We start from the raw sequence: 13786 nt of genomic DNA, 5'->3' as shown, positions 1-13786 counted from the left end.
GCCCGAGGTTTGGCCGATCACATAATCGGGCCGTCACCAAAGCCGGGCGAATTGCGCCCTTCACACACGACGCTTCATGCAACAACTGTCACGTTGGGCGGACGCGGCCTGCTGATTGCCGGCAAATCCGGAAGCGGCAAATCCGAACTTGCCTTACAGCTTGTGGCTTATGGCGCAATGCTTGTCTCCGATGATCAGACCTTCATTCAAGAACGGGAAGGGGTATTGGTTGCGAGCCCCCCGCCCGCTATTGCAGGGCAAATTGAGGCACGTGGCCTCGGGATACTTTCTATCGAATATGCAACTCAGAGCGTTCTGGTGGCCGTAGTTGATATGGAACCTGTCGAAAAGGACCGGTTGCCGCCATTGCGCGATTGCAGCATTCTGGGTGTCCGGTTGCCGTTGATTTACAAAACTGAGGCGCCATATTTCCCTGCAGCAATCCTGCAATATCTGAAAGCGGGGCGGAGCGCCTGACAATGATAGACACACAAACAGCGCCTGTATTAATCGGACAACGGCTCGTTCTGGTCACCGGCCCATCAGGTGCCGGACGCTCCACCGCAGTTAATGTGCTGGAGGATATTGGTTACGAAACAATCGATAACCTGCCTCTCAGCTTGCTTCCGCGGCTTCTGGATGGTCCGCCAATCTCACACCCTCTTGCGCTTGGGATCGATGTGCGCAACCGTGACTTTAGTACCGCCGCGTTAATAGAGGTGATTGATCGGCTTACGGACACTGCGGGAATAGAGGTTGAAGTTTTTTATCTCGACTGTCGACCTGATGTTTTGGAGCGTCGATATTCAGAAACGCGTCGCCGGCATCCTTTGGCCCCCGCTGAATCGCCCGAGGAAGGCATCAAACGCGAAATTGATTTACTAAAACCGATACATGCGCGCGCCGACATCCTGGTGGATACGTCAGAGATGACACCCCACGAACTTCGGGCGGAAGTCGAAAAATGGTTCGCGCCAGATACCGGGCAGCGGCTTGCAATTTCTGTCCATTCGTTTTCCTACAAGCGCGGCTTACCGCGCGGTGTGGACATGATTTTCGACTGCCGGTTTTTACGAAACCCCTATTGGGAACCAGACTTGCGCGGGTTGAATGGAAAAGATGCAAAAGTGGCGCACTATGTTGCAGAAGACGCTCGTTTTCAGTCCTTCTTTGACAAAGTCGCCGATTTGGCGCAAATGCTGCTCCCGGCCTACATAGACGAAGGCAAAGCACATCTTTCGATAGGGTTTGGCTGCACCGGTGGGCAACATCGGTCGGTGATGGTAACTGAAAGACTGGCGTATGCTTTGGGTGAAGCTGGCTGGCAGGTGTCTGTAAGACACCGGGAATTGGAAAGACGGGCATTGCAAATGCCCGAAACGAACCGGGGTGATAAAGCGTGATCGGAATAGTGATCGTCGCGCATGGTGGTTTGGCCAGGGAGTATTTGGCCGCTGTCGAACATGTTGTCGGCAAACAAACCGGTGTTCGTGCGATTGCTATTGAAGACAATCACAACCGCGCAGAAAAACAGGACGAGATTTGCGTTGCAGCGGACGAGGTGGACCAGGGATCTGGTGTTGTAGTGGTGACAGATATGTTTGGTGGCTCTCCATCGAATTTGTCCCTGCGCGCCTGCGCACCAGAAGATCGCAAGGTCATATACGGCGCAAACTTGCCGTTGTTGGTAAAGCTGGCGAAGAGTCGCCACAAACCGATCGCAGAAGCGGTTGCCTTGGCGCTTGCCGCAGGGCGTAAGTACATTGACTTTTGCGACGGTTAGAACGTGTAAAGGGTTGAGCAAGATGGCAAGCAGAGAGCTTAGCATCATTAACGAAAAGGGTTTGCACGCTCGTGCGGCCGCCAAACTGGTTGAAGTCGTAGAGGGGTGTGACGCGACGGCAGTTGTCTCAAAAGACGGTTTGGATGCCTCTGGCGACTCGATTATGGGCCTTTTGATGTTGGCAGCCTCGAAAGGAACCTCTATTGAGGTTGCTACTAGTGGACCAGAGGCGGACAAACTAGCCGAAGCTCTGCAGGCGCTAGTGGCCGACCGTTTCGGCGAAGATTTCTAAGAAGCGCAATAGTGCCAAACGCAAAACCGGAATAGCCCATTGGTTGATCATTCGCAAACTTCAGACGACGTAGAGTCTGTTAATCAGCCCTATGATGGACGAAACCTGTCTTACTCAACAACTTTTACGAATCCGTGGAAAGTCCTGCTGATCAAGACAATGGAATGGTCCACAGGCAAAATTCGTTTGCTACGTCTTGTGCGAAAGTTTGAGAGAAAGGGTGTTCCGAAGGGACAAGCATTCTGGGATGATACCCTTGGATTAATGGGCATTGATTTGCTCACTCCAGAAGAGCAGATCGCGCGTATCCCAAAAACCGGGCCGCTCGTTGTTGCAGCCAACCATCCGCATGGGCTTGTGGATGGCATGGTTCTTGCTGGCCTCGTCGGCAAGGTGCGTCAGGACTATAAAATTCTGACACGGAACCTGCTAACTGGTGTTGAAGAGATTGAACAACACATGGTCCCGGTGGCATTTCCGCATGAGCCCGACGCAATTCGTAAGAACATCGAAATGCGCAATATCGCCATGACTCATTTGAAGGCGGGTGGTGTGGTCATTTTGTTTCCATCAGGTTCTGTTGCGACGTCAAAGACATTCTTTGGCCCGGCTGAAGAATCAGACTGGAATCCGTTTACGGCCAAAATGGTTTTAAGGTCGGATGCAAAAGTTCTGCCAATTTATTTTCCCGGTCAGAACTCGCGGTGGTTTCAGATTGCGAACAAACTGTCTGATACATTGCGCCAGGGTATGCTTTTACACGAGGTCGTATTCTCGCTGAACAAGCCGCAGTCTCCGGTTGTCGGAGAGTTGATTGAGCGAGAAGAAATTGATAAATGGTCGGATAATCCACGGGGTTTCATGGCGTGGATGCGTGAAAAAACGCTTTCTCTAAAAAACCAGTAAGCAGTTCTGATCGCTCTTTGCAGCCACGGGCACGAATTTAGCGCGTCGGAACCGGAGTTTCGCCGCGATAGTCATAGAACCCGCGTTCTGTTTTTCGGCCAAGCCATCCTGCTTCGACATATTTTGTGAGCAACGGGCAAGGGCGATATTTGGTGTCAGCCAGCCCGTCATGAAGCACGTTCATGATCGCAAGGCACGTGTCGAGCCCGATGAAATCCGCGAGTTCCAGTGGCCCCATCGGGTGGTTCGCGCCAAGCTTCATCGAACTGTCAATCGACGCAACAGAGCCTACACCTTCGTAAAGCGTGTAAACGGCTTCGTTGATCATTGGCATAAGAATGCGGTTCACTATGAAACCTGGGAAATCCTCGGCAGATGCAGAGGTTTTACCAAGCTTCTCCACAACGCCAAGACATGTTTTGAAGGTTTCTTCATCGGTCGCGATGCCGCGTATCAACTCCACCAATTGCATGATCGGCACTGGGTTCATGAAATGGAAACCCATAAATTTTTCTGGCCGGTCTGTGCGTGATGCAAGCCGTGTAATCGAAATCGACGAGGTGTTGGAGGTCAGAATAGTAGTAGGCTTCAGATGCGGCAGCAAGTCTTCAAAAATGGCGGTTTTAACGCTTTCACGCTCTGTCGCTGCCTCGATCACCAAATCAGTCTGCGCTATGTCGGGCAAATTTAATGTTGTTTTGATTCGTGCCAGAGCGCCGCTTCGCTCTTCGGCAGAGATCTTTTCGCGGCTGACCTGCCGCGTTAGATTCACGTCGATCAGCGCAAGTGAGTTGTCGAGGCTTTCTTGAGAAATGTCATTCAAGATAACGTCAAAACCGGCAAGGGAAAATACATGGGCAATACCATTGCCCATCTGACCCGCGCCAACAATTCCAACTGACTTGATTTCCATAATTGCCCCTTTCGTTTTCGACCAAAGCTTATGCCGCAGTGCAGAGGAGGCGCAAGGGGGTCTTGTCTTTAAAGATTGGGACAAATGCGCCGTTTAGGATTTTGGCAATGACAACCACTCATTTTGAACCCGGGTGAGTCGAATTAACGAGGTGGGTGGATATGGCCTATGAAAATCTGGGCGAAGGCCTGTTAAACTATTTTCCGTGTCAGTACCAAGGATCGAGGCTTCTTTTTCGCGGTCCGCGGCGAAAACTGACCGGAGAGTTTGTGGCGTATTTGGGCGGTACAGAGACCTATGGGAAATTCATAAAGTCCCCGTACCCGGCCTTGATCGAGGAAGAACATGGTGGTGATCGGGCGGTAAATTTCGGGTGTGTGAATGCCGGCCTGGACGTTTATGCAAATGATCCATTTATCATAGACGCCTGTCGAAACGCCCGCGCAACTGTTATCCAGGTGTTAGGCGCTCATAACATGACGAACAAATATTACTCGGTTCATCCAAGGCGGAATGATCGGTTTTTGCGCGCTTCACAGCATCTGCAAACAACATATCCAGAAGTGGACTTCACAGAGTTCAACTTCACAAGGCACCTTTTGATGACTCTGCGCAGACTGTCTGCCAACCGGTTCAGAGATGTGGAAGCACAGCTTAAAGCAACTTGGTTGGACCGAATGAAACTTCTTTTAAACAAGATCGGTGGAAAGACAATTGTGCTTTGGTTCGCAAACGACATGCCACTATCGAAAATGGGCAAAGAAACCCATTTGCGCGACCCCCTGTTCGTTGACGAAAACATGATTGAGGAAATTCGGCTTCTGACATCTGAAGTGGTTTTTGTTACGCCGAGTTCCGTCGCGCGAGCACGCGGTACTGCTGGCATGATTTTTTCACCGATGGAGCAACTTGCTGCAGAACAAATGCTCGGCGTTTTCACGCATCATGAAGCAGCCCGTAAAGTGTCAACTGCGCTCGAGAGGCTCAGGTAAAAAAAGGCCCGCTTGGAAGCGGGCCCTTAAAGAAATTCGAACTACGTGAGCCAGAGTTTGGCTAGTCCAGTTTACTGGTCAGTTCTGGCAGCGCAGTAAACAGGTCTGCGACAAGCCCGAAGTCAGCGACCTGGAAAATGGGCGCTTCTTCGTCCTTGTTGATCGCGACGATCACTTTGGAGTCTTTCATGCCGGCAAGGTGTTGAATGGCACCTGAAATCCCTACAGCGACGTAGAGGTCCGGAGCAACAACCTTACCGGTTTGACCAACCTGCCAGTCGTTCGGTGCGTAACCAGAGTCAACAGCAGCGCGCGATGCGCCGACTGCAGCACCAAGCTTGTCGGCTAACGCCTCAATCAGTGCGAAGTCATCTTTAGATCCGACACCACGGCCACCTGACACAACCACACCAGCACTAGTAAGTTCTGGGCGGTCGCTGGCTGCAACTTTGTCTTCAACCCATTCGCTAAGACCAGGCGCTTCCGCAGCACTGATCGTTTCCACAGGGGCAGAACCACCGTCACCCGCAGCATCAAAGGTCGATGTGCGGATAGAAACCACTTTAGTCGCATCCGAGGATTTTACCGTCTGAATTGCGTTCCCAGCGTAGATTGGCCGTTCAAACGTGTTGCCGTCAATTATGCCGGAAACATCCGAGATCACCATCACGTCGAGCAAAGCAGCAACGCGCGGCAGTACGTTTTTCGCATCGGTCGTGGCGGGGGCCACGATATGCTCGTAGTCGCCTGCCAAAGACGCGATCAGCGCGGCAGTTGATTCTGCAAGACGGTGTCCAAGTGATGCATCTTCAGCAACGAGTACTTTCGAAACACCTTCAATTTTGGACGCGGCTTCACCAGCTGCGGCAGCCGAGGCGCCTGCACAAAGCGTGGTTACTTCACCCAGCTTCGTTGCAGCGTTTACAGCTTTTGCAGTTGCGTCGAACGCCAGTTCACCGTCGGTGACTTCTGCGAGAAGAAGAACAGCCATTATACAGCCCCCACTTCTTTGAGTTTCTCTACCAGCTCGTCAACCGAGCCAACGATAACGCCAGCAGCGCGTGCTTCCGGTTCTGCTGTGCTAATGATTTCCAGGCGTGGCGTGACATCGACGCCGTAATCAGCAGGCGTTTTTTCATCCATAGGCTTCTTTTTAGCCTTCATGATGTTCGGCAAGCTTGCATAGCGTGGCTCGTTCAGGCGCAGGTCAACAGTCACAATCGTTGGCAGGGTAACTTTGATTGTTTGCAAACCACCGTCAACTTCGCGAGTCACGACGGCATGATCACCGTCGATGTCTAGATCAGAGGCAAAAGCAGCCTGCGACCAGCCAAGAAGAGCCGAAAGCATCTGGCCCGTTGCGTTCATGTCATTGTCGATCGCCTGCTTGCCGCAGAGAACAATGCCGGGGGCTTCTTCCTCAACAATTGCTTTCAGGATTTTAGCAACTGCGAGTGGTTCAATGTCGGTATGCACGTCATCAGCGGCAACGACAAGAATTGCGCGATCAGCGCCCATCGCGAGGGCGGTTCGCAGCGTTTCCTGTGCTTGTTTAACACCAATCGAAACGGCAACAACTTCGTCAGCCTTACCAGCTTCGCGCAGGCGGATAGCTTCTTCAACTGCTATTTCGTCGAACGGGTTCATCGACATTTTGACATTCGCGAGATCAACACCGCTGCCATCCGCTTTCACACGGACTTTGACATTATAGTCGATCACGCGCTTGACAGGCACGAGTACCTTCATGAGCGTTATTCTCCTCAAAAATGGATCCTGAAACGGACCCGTTCAAGCTCTCGCGCTGTTGTTAGCGTTTCATTCACTGGGAAAACAGGCCAAAATCGACGCAGTGGCATAATATGACGTCGGGTTTTGGTAATTTTATTGCTTAGCGGTTCGCGCCTGGCACCCAGAGAACATCATCAACGCCGTTATTGTTGGCGATGCGGGCTGCGACAAAAAACCAATCAGATAGACGGTTTAGGTACTTCACCGCCGCTGGGTTTAGCGACTCAACAGAAGCGAGTTCGGTGGCGAGTCTCTCTGCCCGGCGTGAAACTGTTCTGCAAAGATGCAGATAAGCTGAAAGAGGCGATCCCCCGGGCAAAATGAAACTGCGAAGCGGTGTAAGCAAATTGTTCATCGAGTCGATCTCTGATTCGAGACGTTCAACTTGTGTGTCAGTGATCCTCAAGGGTGCATATTCTGCGTCTGAATCTTTTTCCATTTCAGGGCGGCAAAAGTCCGCGCCAAGATCAAAAAGATCATTCTGGATCGCAGCCAGTTTGTGATCCATTTCGCCAGTTGCGTGAAGGCGCGCCAGACCAACAGTTGCGTTGGTTTCATCAACCGTTCCGTAGGCCGAAACTCTGGCAGAATGTTTCGCAACGCGGCTGCCATTTCCGAGCGCTGTTTCACCAGTATCCCCCGTGCGGGTATAAATTTTGTTCAGAACAACCACGGGCTAGTTCCCTCCACGCAGATAGATAAAAACGAGAATTAGTAAAACGGCGACCGCCTGAGCCGCGACGCGATATCGCATAAGGCGATTTGCGTGTTTGCGATTGAATTCGCCACCTTTGGTGAAACTTCCAAGGCCAATCATCAGAATGACAAGCACAACCAAGATTGCAATCGCAACTATGATGAACAATGGATCCTGAAACATGGTTTATCCTTTCGGTCTGGAGTGCATGTAATCCGACCTCTCACAAATTGCGACCGAAAAAGTCTCAAAAGCCTTCTTGCGGGGATTTAAGAACCTTCATCGACACGCTGGTCAGACCTTTGCGAGAAACCAGTCCAACACACGGGTTGGCAATGCGCGTCGTAGCATGTCCATCATGTAGGTTGGTACGGTTACGTAGTATCGTGGTCGGGGACGGCGAGATTCCATTGCGTGGATCAATTTCTTTGTCACAGCGGATGACGGTAATTCGAAAAGGTCAGGTTTTCCGGCTTCATTGCTCAGTCGCTTGCAGAGTTCCTTTTCGTAAGCGTTACGAACAGCGGAGGTTTTCCAATCAATCCACTTTTCAAACTGAATTCTGGCATTTTTACGAAAATCGGTCGCGATAGGGCCTGGTTCGATCAGAATGATGTCAATAGGGTGATCACGCATTTCGATGCGCAAGGTATCTGTCAAACCTTCAAGCGCGAATTTCGTTGCGTTGTATGCACCGCGATATTGCATTGCCACAAACCCCAATACCGAAGAACAGTTTACAATCCGCCCATGCCCCTGTTTGCGCATAACAGGTATCACACGGCACGTCAGATCGTGGTAGCCAAACAGATTTGTCTCAAAAATAGTTTGTAGCGCGGCGCGCGGAAGATCTTCTACTGCACCCGGTATCGCGTAAGCGCCGTTGTTAAATAACGCGTCAAGCGTTCCACCCGTACGGGCCAAAGTTTCCGCAACCGCAGCCTCAATCGTGGCTTCATCCTCGTAATCGAGAACGAAGCTTTCAAGCCCTTCTGAAATCAGGCGGTCACAATCAACTTTTGCTCTGCAGGTTGCAAAAACCCTCCAGCCGCGTTTTTTCAGGGTGTGGGCAGCATCATAACCTATGCCAGAGGAACAGCCGGTGATCAGGATCGATTTTTCTGCCATGGTTCTGCCTGTCGTTTGTGTTTTCACCGCCATATGTCATCTGCCCTAGCAGGACAAATAACTTTCGTGTTTTGGCTGTTGGTTGTCTTTGTCGGTGCAACAGCGCTTTACCTGCGCGAGCGCCACGTTTATCACATCATCTATGACAGATATTACTGACGACCCCAACATCAGCCCAAGTAGCGGGCCTGGCGAAGTTACAGAACCACTGCGCCGCGCAATCGGTGAGCGCTACCTGACCTATGCGCTTTCAACGATCATGCATCGCGCATTGCCTGATGCACGCGATGGGTTGAAGCCGGTTCACAGGCGCATTTTGTATGCGATGCGCGAACTCAAGCTGGCCAGCAATGGCGGCTTCCGAAAATCCGCTAAAATTTCAGGCGATGTGATGGGGAACTACCATCCGCATGGTGATGCCGCGATTTACGATGCCATGGCCCGGCTGGCGCAGGATTTTGCGGTTCGCTATCCGCTCGTCGATGGGCAGGGCAACTTTGGCAACATCGACGGTGATAACCCTGCGGCAAGTCGATACACTGAGGCGCGGATGACCGCTGCCGCAGAGGCCTTGCTGGAAGGTTTGTCCGAGAATGCCGTTGATTTCCGCGAAAACTATGATGGTACTCTGACCGAGCCCATCGTTTTGCCAGCGTCCTTTCCAAACCTTCTGGCGAACGGGTCAAGCGGTATCGCCGTGGGCATGGCAACAAACATTCCGCCCCACAACATTGCCGAGCTTTGTGACGCCTGCCTGCATCTGATCAAAGTGCCAGACGCACGGGATGACACGCTGATCAACTACGTTCCGGGGCCAGATTTTCCAACCGGTGGCGTGATTGTTGAGCCGCGTGAAAGCATGCTTGAAACGTACCGCACGGGTCGCGGCGCGTTTCGTTTGCGGTCAAAGTGGGAAATTGAAGAACTGGGCAGGGGGCAGTGGCAGATTATTGTTACTGAAATCCCGTACCAGGTGCAAAAATCCAAGCTGATCGAAAAACTGGCAGAGCTGATCCAGTCAAAACGCATTCCGATTTTGGCCGATGTACGTGATGAATCAGCTGAAGACATTCGGCTGGTGCTGGAGCCGAAATCAAAGAACGTCGTACCAGAGGTCTTGATGAATACGCTGTTCCGTCAGTCAGACCTTGAGCTGCGGTTCAGCCTGAACATGAACGTGTTGATCGACGGGCGAACCCCAAAGGTCTGTAGCCTGAAAGAAGTGTTGCGCGCGTTTCTTGACCATCGTCGCGAGGTTTTGCAGCGGCGCAGCCAACACAGGCTTGAAAAAATCGACCACCGTCTCGAAGTGCTGGAAGGGTACATTGTTGCCTTCCTGAATCTGGATCGCGTGATCGAAATTATCCGCTACGAAGATGAACCAAAAGCGGTGATGATTGCTGAGTTCGACCTGTCTGATGTTCAGGCCGAGGCTATTCTGAACATGCGGCTGCGGTCCTTGCGCAAGCTCGAAGAACTGGAGCTGAAGCGCGAGCTTGATGTATTGCTGCTAGAGCGCGAAGGTCTGGCCGAGTTGCTGGCAGACGAGGGCCTGCAATGGAACCGGATCAGCGAACAGTTACGCGAGACGAAAAAGAAGTTTGGCAAAGACTACGAAGGTGGCGCGCGGCGAACCCAGTTTGCTGAAGCCGCCGTGGTCGAGGACGTTCCTATTGAAGCAATGATTGAGCGGGAGCCGATTACGGTGGTCTGCTCAAAAATGGGCTGGGTGCGTGCGATGAAAGGGCATATCGCGCTGGAAACGACCGAACTGAAGTTCAAAGATGGTGACGAAGGACGGTTTGCCTTCCATGCGGAAACCACCGACAGGTTGCTTGTGCTGGGAACGAACGGGCGGTTTTACACGGTTCCAGCCTCCAACCTGCCCGGAGGCCGTGGGATGGGTGAACCACTGCGCCTGATGGTGGATTTGCCAAACGACGCCGATCTGGTGGATTTGTTTATACACGTACCCGGTCGCAAGCTTTTGGTCGCTTCAAGTGCGGGTGATGGCTTTGTCGTGCCCGAAGATGACGTCATGGCGCAAACCCGCACCGGTAAGCAGGTGTTGAACGTGCGGAACGAGGTTCGCGCACAAGTTTGTCGCCCGATAGATGGTGACAGTGTCGCCTGCGTTGGCGAGAACCGCAAAGTGCTGATCTTCCCGCTTGATGAGTTGCCGGAAATGACCCGTGGCAAAGGTGTGCGGCTGCAGAAATACAAAGATGGCGGGCTTTCGGATGCAACGACATTCACCCTGGCCGACGGGCTAAGCTGGCTTGACCCTGCGGGGCGAACGCGAACAGAAACCGCGTTGGTAGAGTGGACGGGCAAACGCGCAGGCACAGGCCGTATGGCGCCGCGTGGGTTCCCAAGGAACAATAAGTTCACCTGATCTGGGTTTCAGGGGTTATTGGTTGACCTAAGAGATTTAACACTGATGGAGTAAGCTCATGAACCTTGGGGCATTTTCTATAAGTTTAGGCATCAAGAATCTTAAAAATTCGAAGGAATTTTACGAAAAACTTGGCTTTGCGCAATTCGCTGGTGATGAAGAGCACAACTTTCTGATTATGAAAAATGGAGAAACGCTGATCGGGTTGTTTCAAGGTATGTTTGAAGGTCCGATGCTGACATTTAATCCCGGGTGGGATCAATCGGCTCAAAACATTGATGCTTTTACGGACGTTCACGAAATCAAAGATCGCCTGAAGGCTGCGGGGCTGGAAGTAACACAGGAAACAGGTGAAAAAGACGGCCCGGCCAGTTTCACAGTGATTGATCCAGACGGGTATCCCATCTTAATTGACCAACACCGATAGTTTTGCAGGAAAGAGGTGGGTTGGGGCCCATGTTAGCTTAGATTGCCCTAATTTTAACTGCGTCGAAAACGGATACCCTAAGCTTTTTCAACCTTCAGCCAGACACCCCCTTCGGGGCGCAGGGTTAGGATCATCACGGGTTTGGGCGTTTTTCCGGGTATCGTGCTGAACCTGAACTTTGCGAGCAGTGTCGCCAGAATAATCACCGCCTCCTGCAACGCAAAGCTCGCCCCGATACAAACGCGGGGACCGTCACCGAAAGGCAGATATGCATAGCGGTTTATTGCCCTCGGGTCAGCAAAGCGGTCTGGGTTAAACGTATTAGGTTTGTCCCACAGCAGATGGTTGCGATGTAACGCGTAGATCGGAAGAATGACTGTGTCTTTCGCCCTGACTTCACGGCCACACAAAGTATCCGGCTTCTGCGCGGTGCGAGACAACATCGCTGCAGGCGGATAAAGGCGCAGTGTTTCATCTACGATCTGGCGTATGTATGGCAGGTTTGCACAGTCTTCCGCTGTTGCGGCACGGTTGCCAAGCACAGCTTGCGCCTCTGTCCGCGCACGGTTTTGCACTTCCGGGTCAAACGCACAAAGATATAGCGCCCAGGCAAGTGTAAGCGCAGTCGTCTCATGGCCAGCAACGATAAAGGTAAGCAGATTATCCCGCAGTTCGGCCGTTGTCATCTTGCGTTCAGTTTCGGGGTCTTCACCTTCAAGTAGAAGATCCAGCAAATCAGGCGTTTCTTTGGTCGCTGCTTCGCGCCGTCTATCAATCACTTCATCTGCAACGCTCTTCATCTGTTTCATTGAACCAGATGAAAGGATACGCGAAGGCCGCGGCACCCAGTTGGGTGCGCCCAGAATATCCAGCAACGAGATCTTTGCTGTCTGATCGATGTAAGAGTTTATTGCGTTGTGCATTGCACTGCGGTCAAAACCCTCATCCCCTGAAAAAGTTACATCGGAAATGACTTCAAAGGTGGCCCTTACCATCTCTTCGTAAAAATCTACGCCTCGCCCGATGCTTTTCTCAGTGCGTTCAGCGCAACGTTCTGCTGCGGTGGTCATCATCGGTGCCAGATTCTGAATGTTTCGATGCGAGAAAACCGGGGCAGCGGTGCGCCGCTGCCAGCGCCAATGTGTCCCTTCGGCGACGAACAGGCTTTCGCCAATTGCTGGGCGCAGGATATTCTTGGTCACATCGGACTTGGGATAGTCTTCAAGTCGGTCTTTCAGGATATGGCGAAGCGTGTCAGGGTCCATAACCATATGCCACCGCTTGCCGGTTTTGCCTGAAACAATTGGCTGACGAGTTGCGATCTCCGGCAAAATTTCAAGCACGTTACGCCGTGCCGCCTGAAGCGTGCGCAAGATACCCCATGGTTCTTTAACCAGTGGGACGTGGGCCGGGATATTCTTTAGGGCGGTCTGATCCATCACGCGCTCCTGTCTTTAAATCATATAGGAGCAGCGAAGCCCCGTGCAACGTGGTGCAATTGCACGGGGATGGGTCATAGGTTATTGCAATATAATAATGAGTTTGGGAGTTTCTGATGCGTAAGCTGTTACTGTCGCGTCGCGTTCTTGTTTTAATTGGTTTTTTTGGTTTGCCGGCATGTAGCGGAGGCGGCCCAATTGACGGCCCACTTGAACCGATGGGACAATTCCGGCTTGGCCACAATATTGTCGTCGCAGACAACGCACAGCTTGGGCCGCTGTCACGCGAAGCAGACCCGGACGAATGGAAAGCTGCGTTGACCAGCGCAATTTCTGACCGGTTTGGCCGGTATGAAGGTGAGCGGATGATCCATATCGGTGCCAGCGTTGACGCCTATGTTCTGGCTGTTCCCGGTGTGCCGATCCTCTTCTCCCCAAAATCGGTGCTTATTTTAGGGGTAAATGTCTGGGACGACGCCACACAAACCAAACTGACCGATCAGCCACATCAGATTACCGTTCTTGAAAGCTTGTCTGGGCGCACAGTCGTTGGCTCAGGGCTGACACAGCGTAAAGAAATCCAGATGCGCAACTTGTCGCGAAACGCTGCTGCATCAATCCAACGCTGGCTTCTTACGCATCCTGAATGGCTTAATACGGATGATGTGGCTTCAGAAGATGTTGCGTCAAACACGGTCGATCCGGAAACAGATGATGTTTCGGATCTTGTCGCAAACAATGCGCTGGAAGGTGCGCCGGAGACCGCGCCCGATGGCGCGGCGGTGCGTCTACCTGAAGAAACGCAGGAAAGTGTTGCTGAAGAGGCCAAAACGACCAACTGATGCTTGATTTTTCCGTCCAGTTTTCGTAACGAGCGCGCGATGTCAATTCGGGTCGCGAGTGGCCCCAGAACACGAGGCCTCTGAACTATGGCTAAGGAAAAGTTTGAACGAACAAAACCGCATTGCAACATCGGCACGATTGGGCATGTTGACCACGGCAAGACGACGCTTACGGCTGCGA

At 52.2% G+C, this 13786-nt stretch carries 17 protein-coding genes; 10 read left to right on the top strand and 7 right to left on the bottom strand.

The window, feature by feature from the left end:
* Positions 1–9: 9 nt before the first annotated feature.
* Genes MWU63_RS09655 through MWU63_RS09635 form a run of 5 tightly spaced genes read left to right on the top strand, consistent with a single transcriptional unit; the run spans position 10 to position 2981 of the window.
* Positions 10–477, top strand: a complete 468-nt coding sequence (locus MWU63_RS09655; RefSeq protein WP_246531554.1) for an HPr kinase/phosphatase C-terminal domain-containing protein — start codon at positions 10–12, stop codon at positions 475–477.
* 2 nt (positions 478–479) lie between these two features.
* On the top strand, positions 480–1403 hold the full coding sequence (rapZ, locus tag MWU63_RS09650; protein ID WP_213887175.1) for an RNase adapter RapZ: 924 nt from the start codon (positions 480–482) through the stop codon (positions 1401–1403).
* Entirely contained in the window at positions 1400–1783 is a 384-nt protein-coding gene (locus MWU63_RS09645) for a PTS fructose transporter subunit IIA (protein ID WP_213887176.1), read from the top strand. The genes rapZ and MWU63_RS09645 overlap by 4 nt, the downstream gene beginning before the upstream one ends.
* A gap of 22 nt (positions 1784–1805) precedes the next feature.
* Entirely contained in the window at positions 1806–2075 is a 270-nt protein-coding gene (locus MWU63_RS09640) for an HPr family phosphocarrier protein (protein WP_213887177.1), read from the top strand.
* A 39-nt stretch (positions 2076–2114) separates the two neighbouring features.
* Positions 2115–2981: a lysophospholipid acyltransferase family protein gene (locus MWU63_RS09635; protein ID WP_213887178.1), complete on the top strand. Its 867-nt coding sequence runs from the start codon at positions 2115–2117 to the stop codon at positions 2979–2981.
* 37 nt (positions 2982–3018) lie between these two features.
* On the opposite strand, the gene MWU63_RS09630 is transcribed toward MWU63_RS09635, so the two are convergent.
* Complete coding sequence (locus MWU63_RS09630) at positions 3019–3894, bottom strand: 3-hydroxybutyryl-CoA dehydrogenase (RefSeq protein ID WP_213887179.1); 876 nt, start codon at positions 3892–3894, stop codon at positions 3019–3021.
* Between the two features lie 161 nt (positions 3895–4055).
* On the opposite strand from MWU63_RS09630, the gene MWU63_RS09625 reads away from it, so the two are divergent.
* The gene (locus MWU63_RS09625; RefSeq protein WP_213887180.1) at positions 4056–4886 is read left to right on the top strand and encodes a DUF6473 family protein; all 831 of its coding nucleotides are present in this window, start codon (positions 4056–4058) and stop codon (positions 4884–4886) included.
* 61 nt (positions 4887–4947) lie between these two features.
* On the opposite strand, the gene MWU63_RS09620 is transcribed toward MWU63_RS09625, so the two are convergent.
* The 5 genes from MWU63_RS09620 to MWU63_RS09600 form a co-directional block, all read right to left on the bottom strand.
* Positions 4948–5877: an FAD-binding protein gene (locus MWU63_RS09620; RefSeq protein ID WP_247077727.1), complete on the bottom strand. Its 930-nt coding sequence runs from the start codon at positions 5875–5877 to the stop codon at positions 4948–4950.
* Positions 5877–6635, bottom strand: coding sequence for an electron transfer flavoprotein subunit beta/FixA family protein (locus tag MWU63_RS09615; protein ID WP_213887182.1), 759 nt, complete (start codon positions 6633–6635; stop codon positions 5877–5879). Before MWU63_RS09615 ends, MWU63_RS09620 begins: the two co-directional genes overlap by 1 nt.
* A gap of 142 nt (positions 6636–6777) precedes the next feature.
* The gene (locus MWU63_RS09610; protein WP_213887183.1) at positions 6778–7350 is read right to left on the bottom strand and encodes a cob(I)yrinic acid a,c-diamide adenosyltransferase; all 573 of its coding nucleotides are present in this window, start codon (positions 7348–7350) and stop codon (positions 6778–6780) included.
* Positions 7351–7353: 3 nt separating this feature from the next.
* On the bottom strand, positions 7354–7557 hold the full coding sequence (locus MWU63_RS09605; RefSeq protein WP_213887184.1) for a twin transmembrane helix small protein: 204 nt from the start codon (positions 7555–7557) through the stop codon (positions 7354–7356).
* A 111-nt stretch (positions 7558–7668) separates the two neighbouring features.
* The gene (locus MWU63_RS09600; protein WP_213887185.1) at positions 7669–8502 is read right to left on the bottom strand and encodes an SDR family NAD(P)-dependent oxidoreductase; all 834 of its coding nucleotides are present in this window, start codon (positions 8500–8502) and stop codon (positions 7669–7671) included.
* Between the two features lie 142 nt (positions 8503–8644).
* On the opposite strand from MWU63_RS09600, the gene parC reads away from it, so the two are divergent.
* Together parC and MWU63_RS09590 are read left to right on the top strand one after the other, a co-directional pair.
* Positions 8645–10897, top strand: a complete 2253-nt coding sequence (gene parC / locus MWU63_RS09595; protein ID WP_213887186.1) for a DNA topoisomerase IV subunit A — start codon at positions 8645–8647, stop codon at positions 10895–10897.
* 58 nt (positions 10898–10955) lie between these two features.
* The gene (locus MWU63_RS09590; RefSeq protein ID WP_213887187.1) at positions 10956–11324 is read left to right on the top strand and encodes a VOC family protein; all 369 of its coding nucleotides are present in this window, start codon (positions 10956–10958) and stop codon (positions 11322–11324) included.
* Positions 11325–11401: 77 nt separating this feature from the next.
* On the opposite strand, the gene MWU63_RS09585 is transcribed toward MWU63_RS09590, so the two are convergent.
* Positions 11402–12763 carry a cytochrome P450 gene (locus MWU63_RS09585; RefSeq protein WP_213887188.1) on the bottom strand — a complete coding sequence of 454 codons (1362 nt, stop codon included), beginning with the start codon at positions 12761–12763 and terminating at the stop codon, positions 11402–11404.
* Between the two features lie 116 nt (positions 12764–12879).
* Between MWU63_RS09585 and MWU63_RS09580 the strand changes: the two genes are divergently transcribed.
* Entirely contained in the window at positions 12880–13605 is a 726-nt protein-coding gene (locus MWU63_RS09580) for a hypothetical protein (RefSeq protein ID WP_213887189.1), read from the top strand.
* 87 nt (positions 13606–13692) lie between these two features.
* Positions 13693–13786: GTP-binding protein (locus MWU63_RS09575; protein ID WP_132095103.1), on the top strand; the 94-nt coding region annotated here is incomplete at its 3' end.

Origin of the sequence: Pseudohalocynthiibacter sp. F2068 (genome assembly GCF_023015645.1) — a bacterium.
Classification (GTDB): Bacteria; Pseudomonadota; Alphaproteobacteria; order Rhodobacterales; family Rhodobacteraceae; genus Pseudohalocynthiibacter; species Pseudohalocynthiibacter aestuariivivens.
The sequence above is the reverse complement of the archived record's forward strand: the minus strand, read 5'-3'. Positions and strand labels throughout refer to the sequence as shown.

Bases quoted from the DNA above. Each gene is read 5' to 3' on its own strand.
- rapZ (WP_213887175.1), top strand. From the start codon at position 480: ATGATAGACACACAAACAGCGCCTGTATTAATCGGACAACGGCTCGTT.
- MWU63_RS09640 (WP_213887177.1), top strand. From the start codon at position 1,806: ATGGCAAGCAGAGAGCTTAGCATCATTAACGAAAAGGGTTTGCACGCT.
- MWU63_RS09630 (WP_213887179.1), bottom strand. From the start codon at position 3,894: ATGGAAATCAAGTCAGTTGGAATTGTTGGCGCGGGTCAGATGGGCAAT.
- MWU63_RS09625 (WP_213887180.1), top strand. From the start codon at position 4,056: ATGGCCTATGAAAATCTGGGCGAAGGCCTGTTAAACTATTTTCCGTGT.
- MWU63_RS09620 (WP_247077727.1), bottom strand. From the start codon at position 5,877: ATGGCTGTTCTTCTTCTCGCAGAAGTCACCGACGGTGAACTGGCGTTC.
- MWU63_RS09615 (WP_213887182.1), bottom strand. From the start codon at position 6,635: ATGAAGGTACTCGTGCCTGTCAAGCGCGTGATCGACTATAATGTCAAA.
- MWU63_RS09605 (WP_213887184.1), bottom strand. From the start codon at position 7,557: ATGTTTCAGGATCCATTGTTCATCATAGTTGCGATTGCAATCTTGGTT.
- MWU63_RS09600 (WP_213887185.1), bottom strand. From the start codon at position 8,502: ATGGCAGAAAAATCGATCCTGATCACCGGCTGTTCCTCTGGCATAGGT.
- parC (WP_213887186.1), top strand. From the start codon at position 8,645: ATGACAGATATTACTGACGACCCCAACATCAGCCCAAGTAGCGGGCCT.
- MWU63_RS09590 (WP_213887187.1), top strand. From the start codon at position 10,956: ATGAACCTTGGGGCATTTTCTATAAGTTTAGGCATCAAGAATCTTAAA.
- MWU63_RS09585 (WP_213887188.1), bottom strand. From the start codon at position 12,763: ATGGATCAGACCGCCCTAAAGAATATCCCGGCCCACGTCCCACTGGTT.
- MWU63_RS09580 (WP_213887189.1), top strand. From the start codon at position 12,880: ATGCGTAAGCTGTTACTGTCGCGTCGCGTTCTTGTTTTAATTGGTTTT.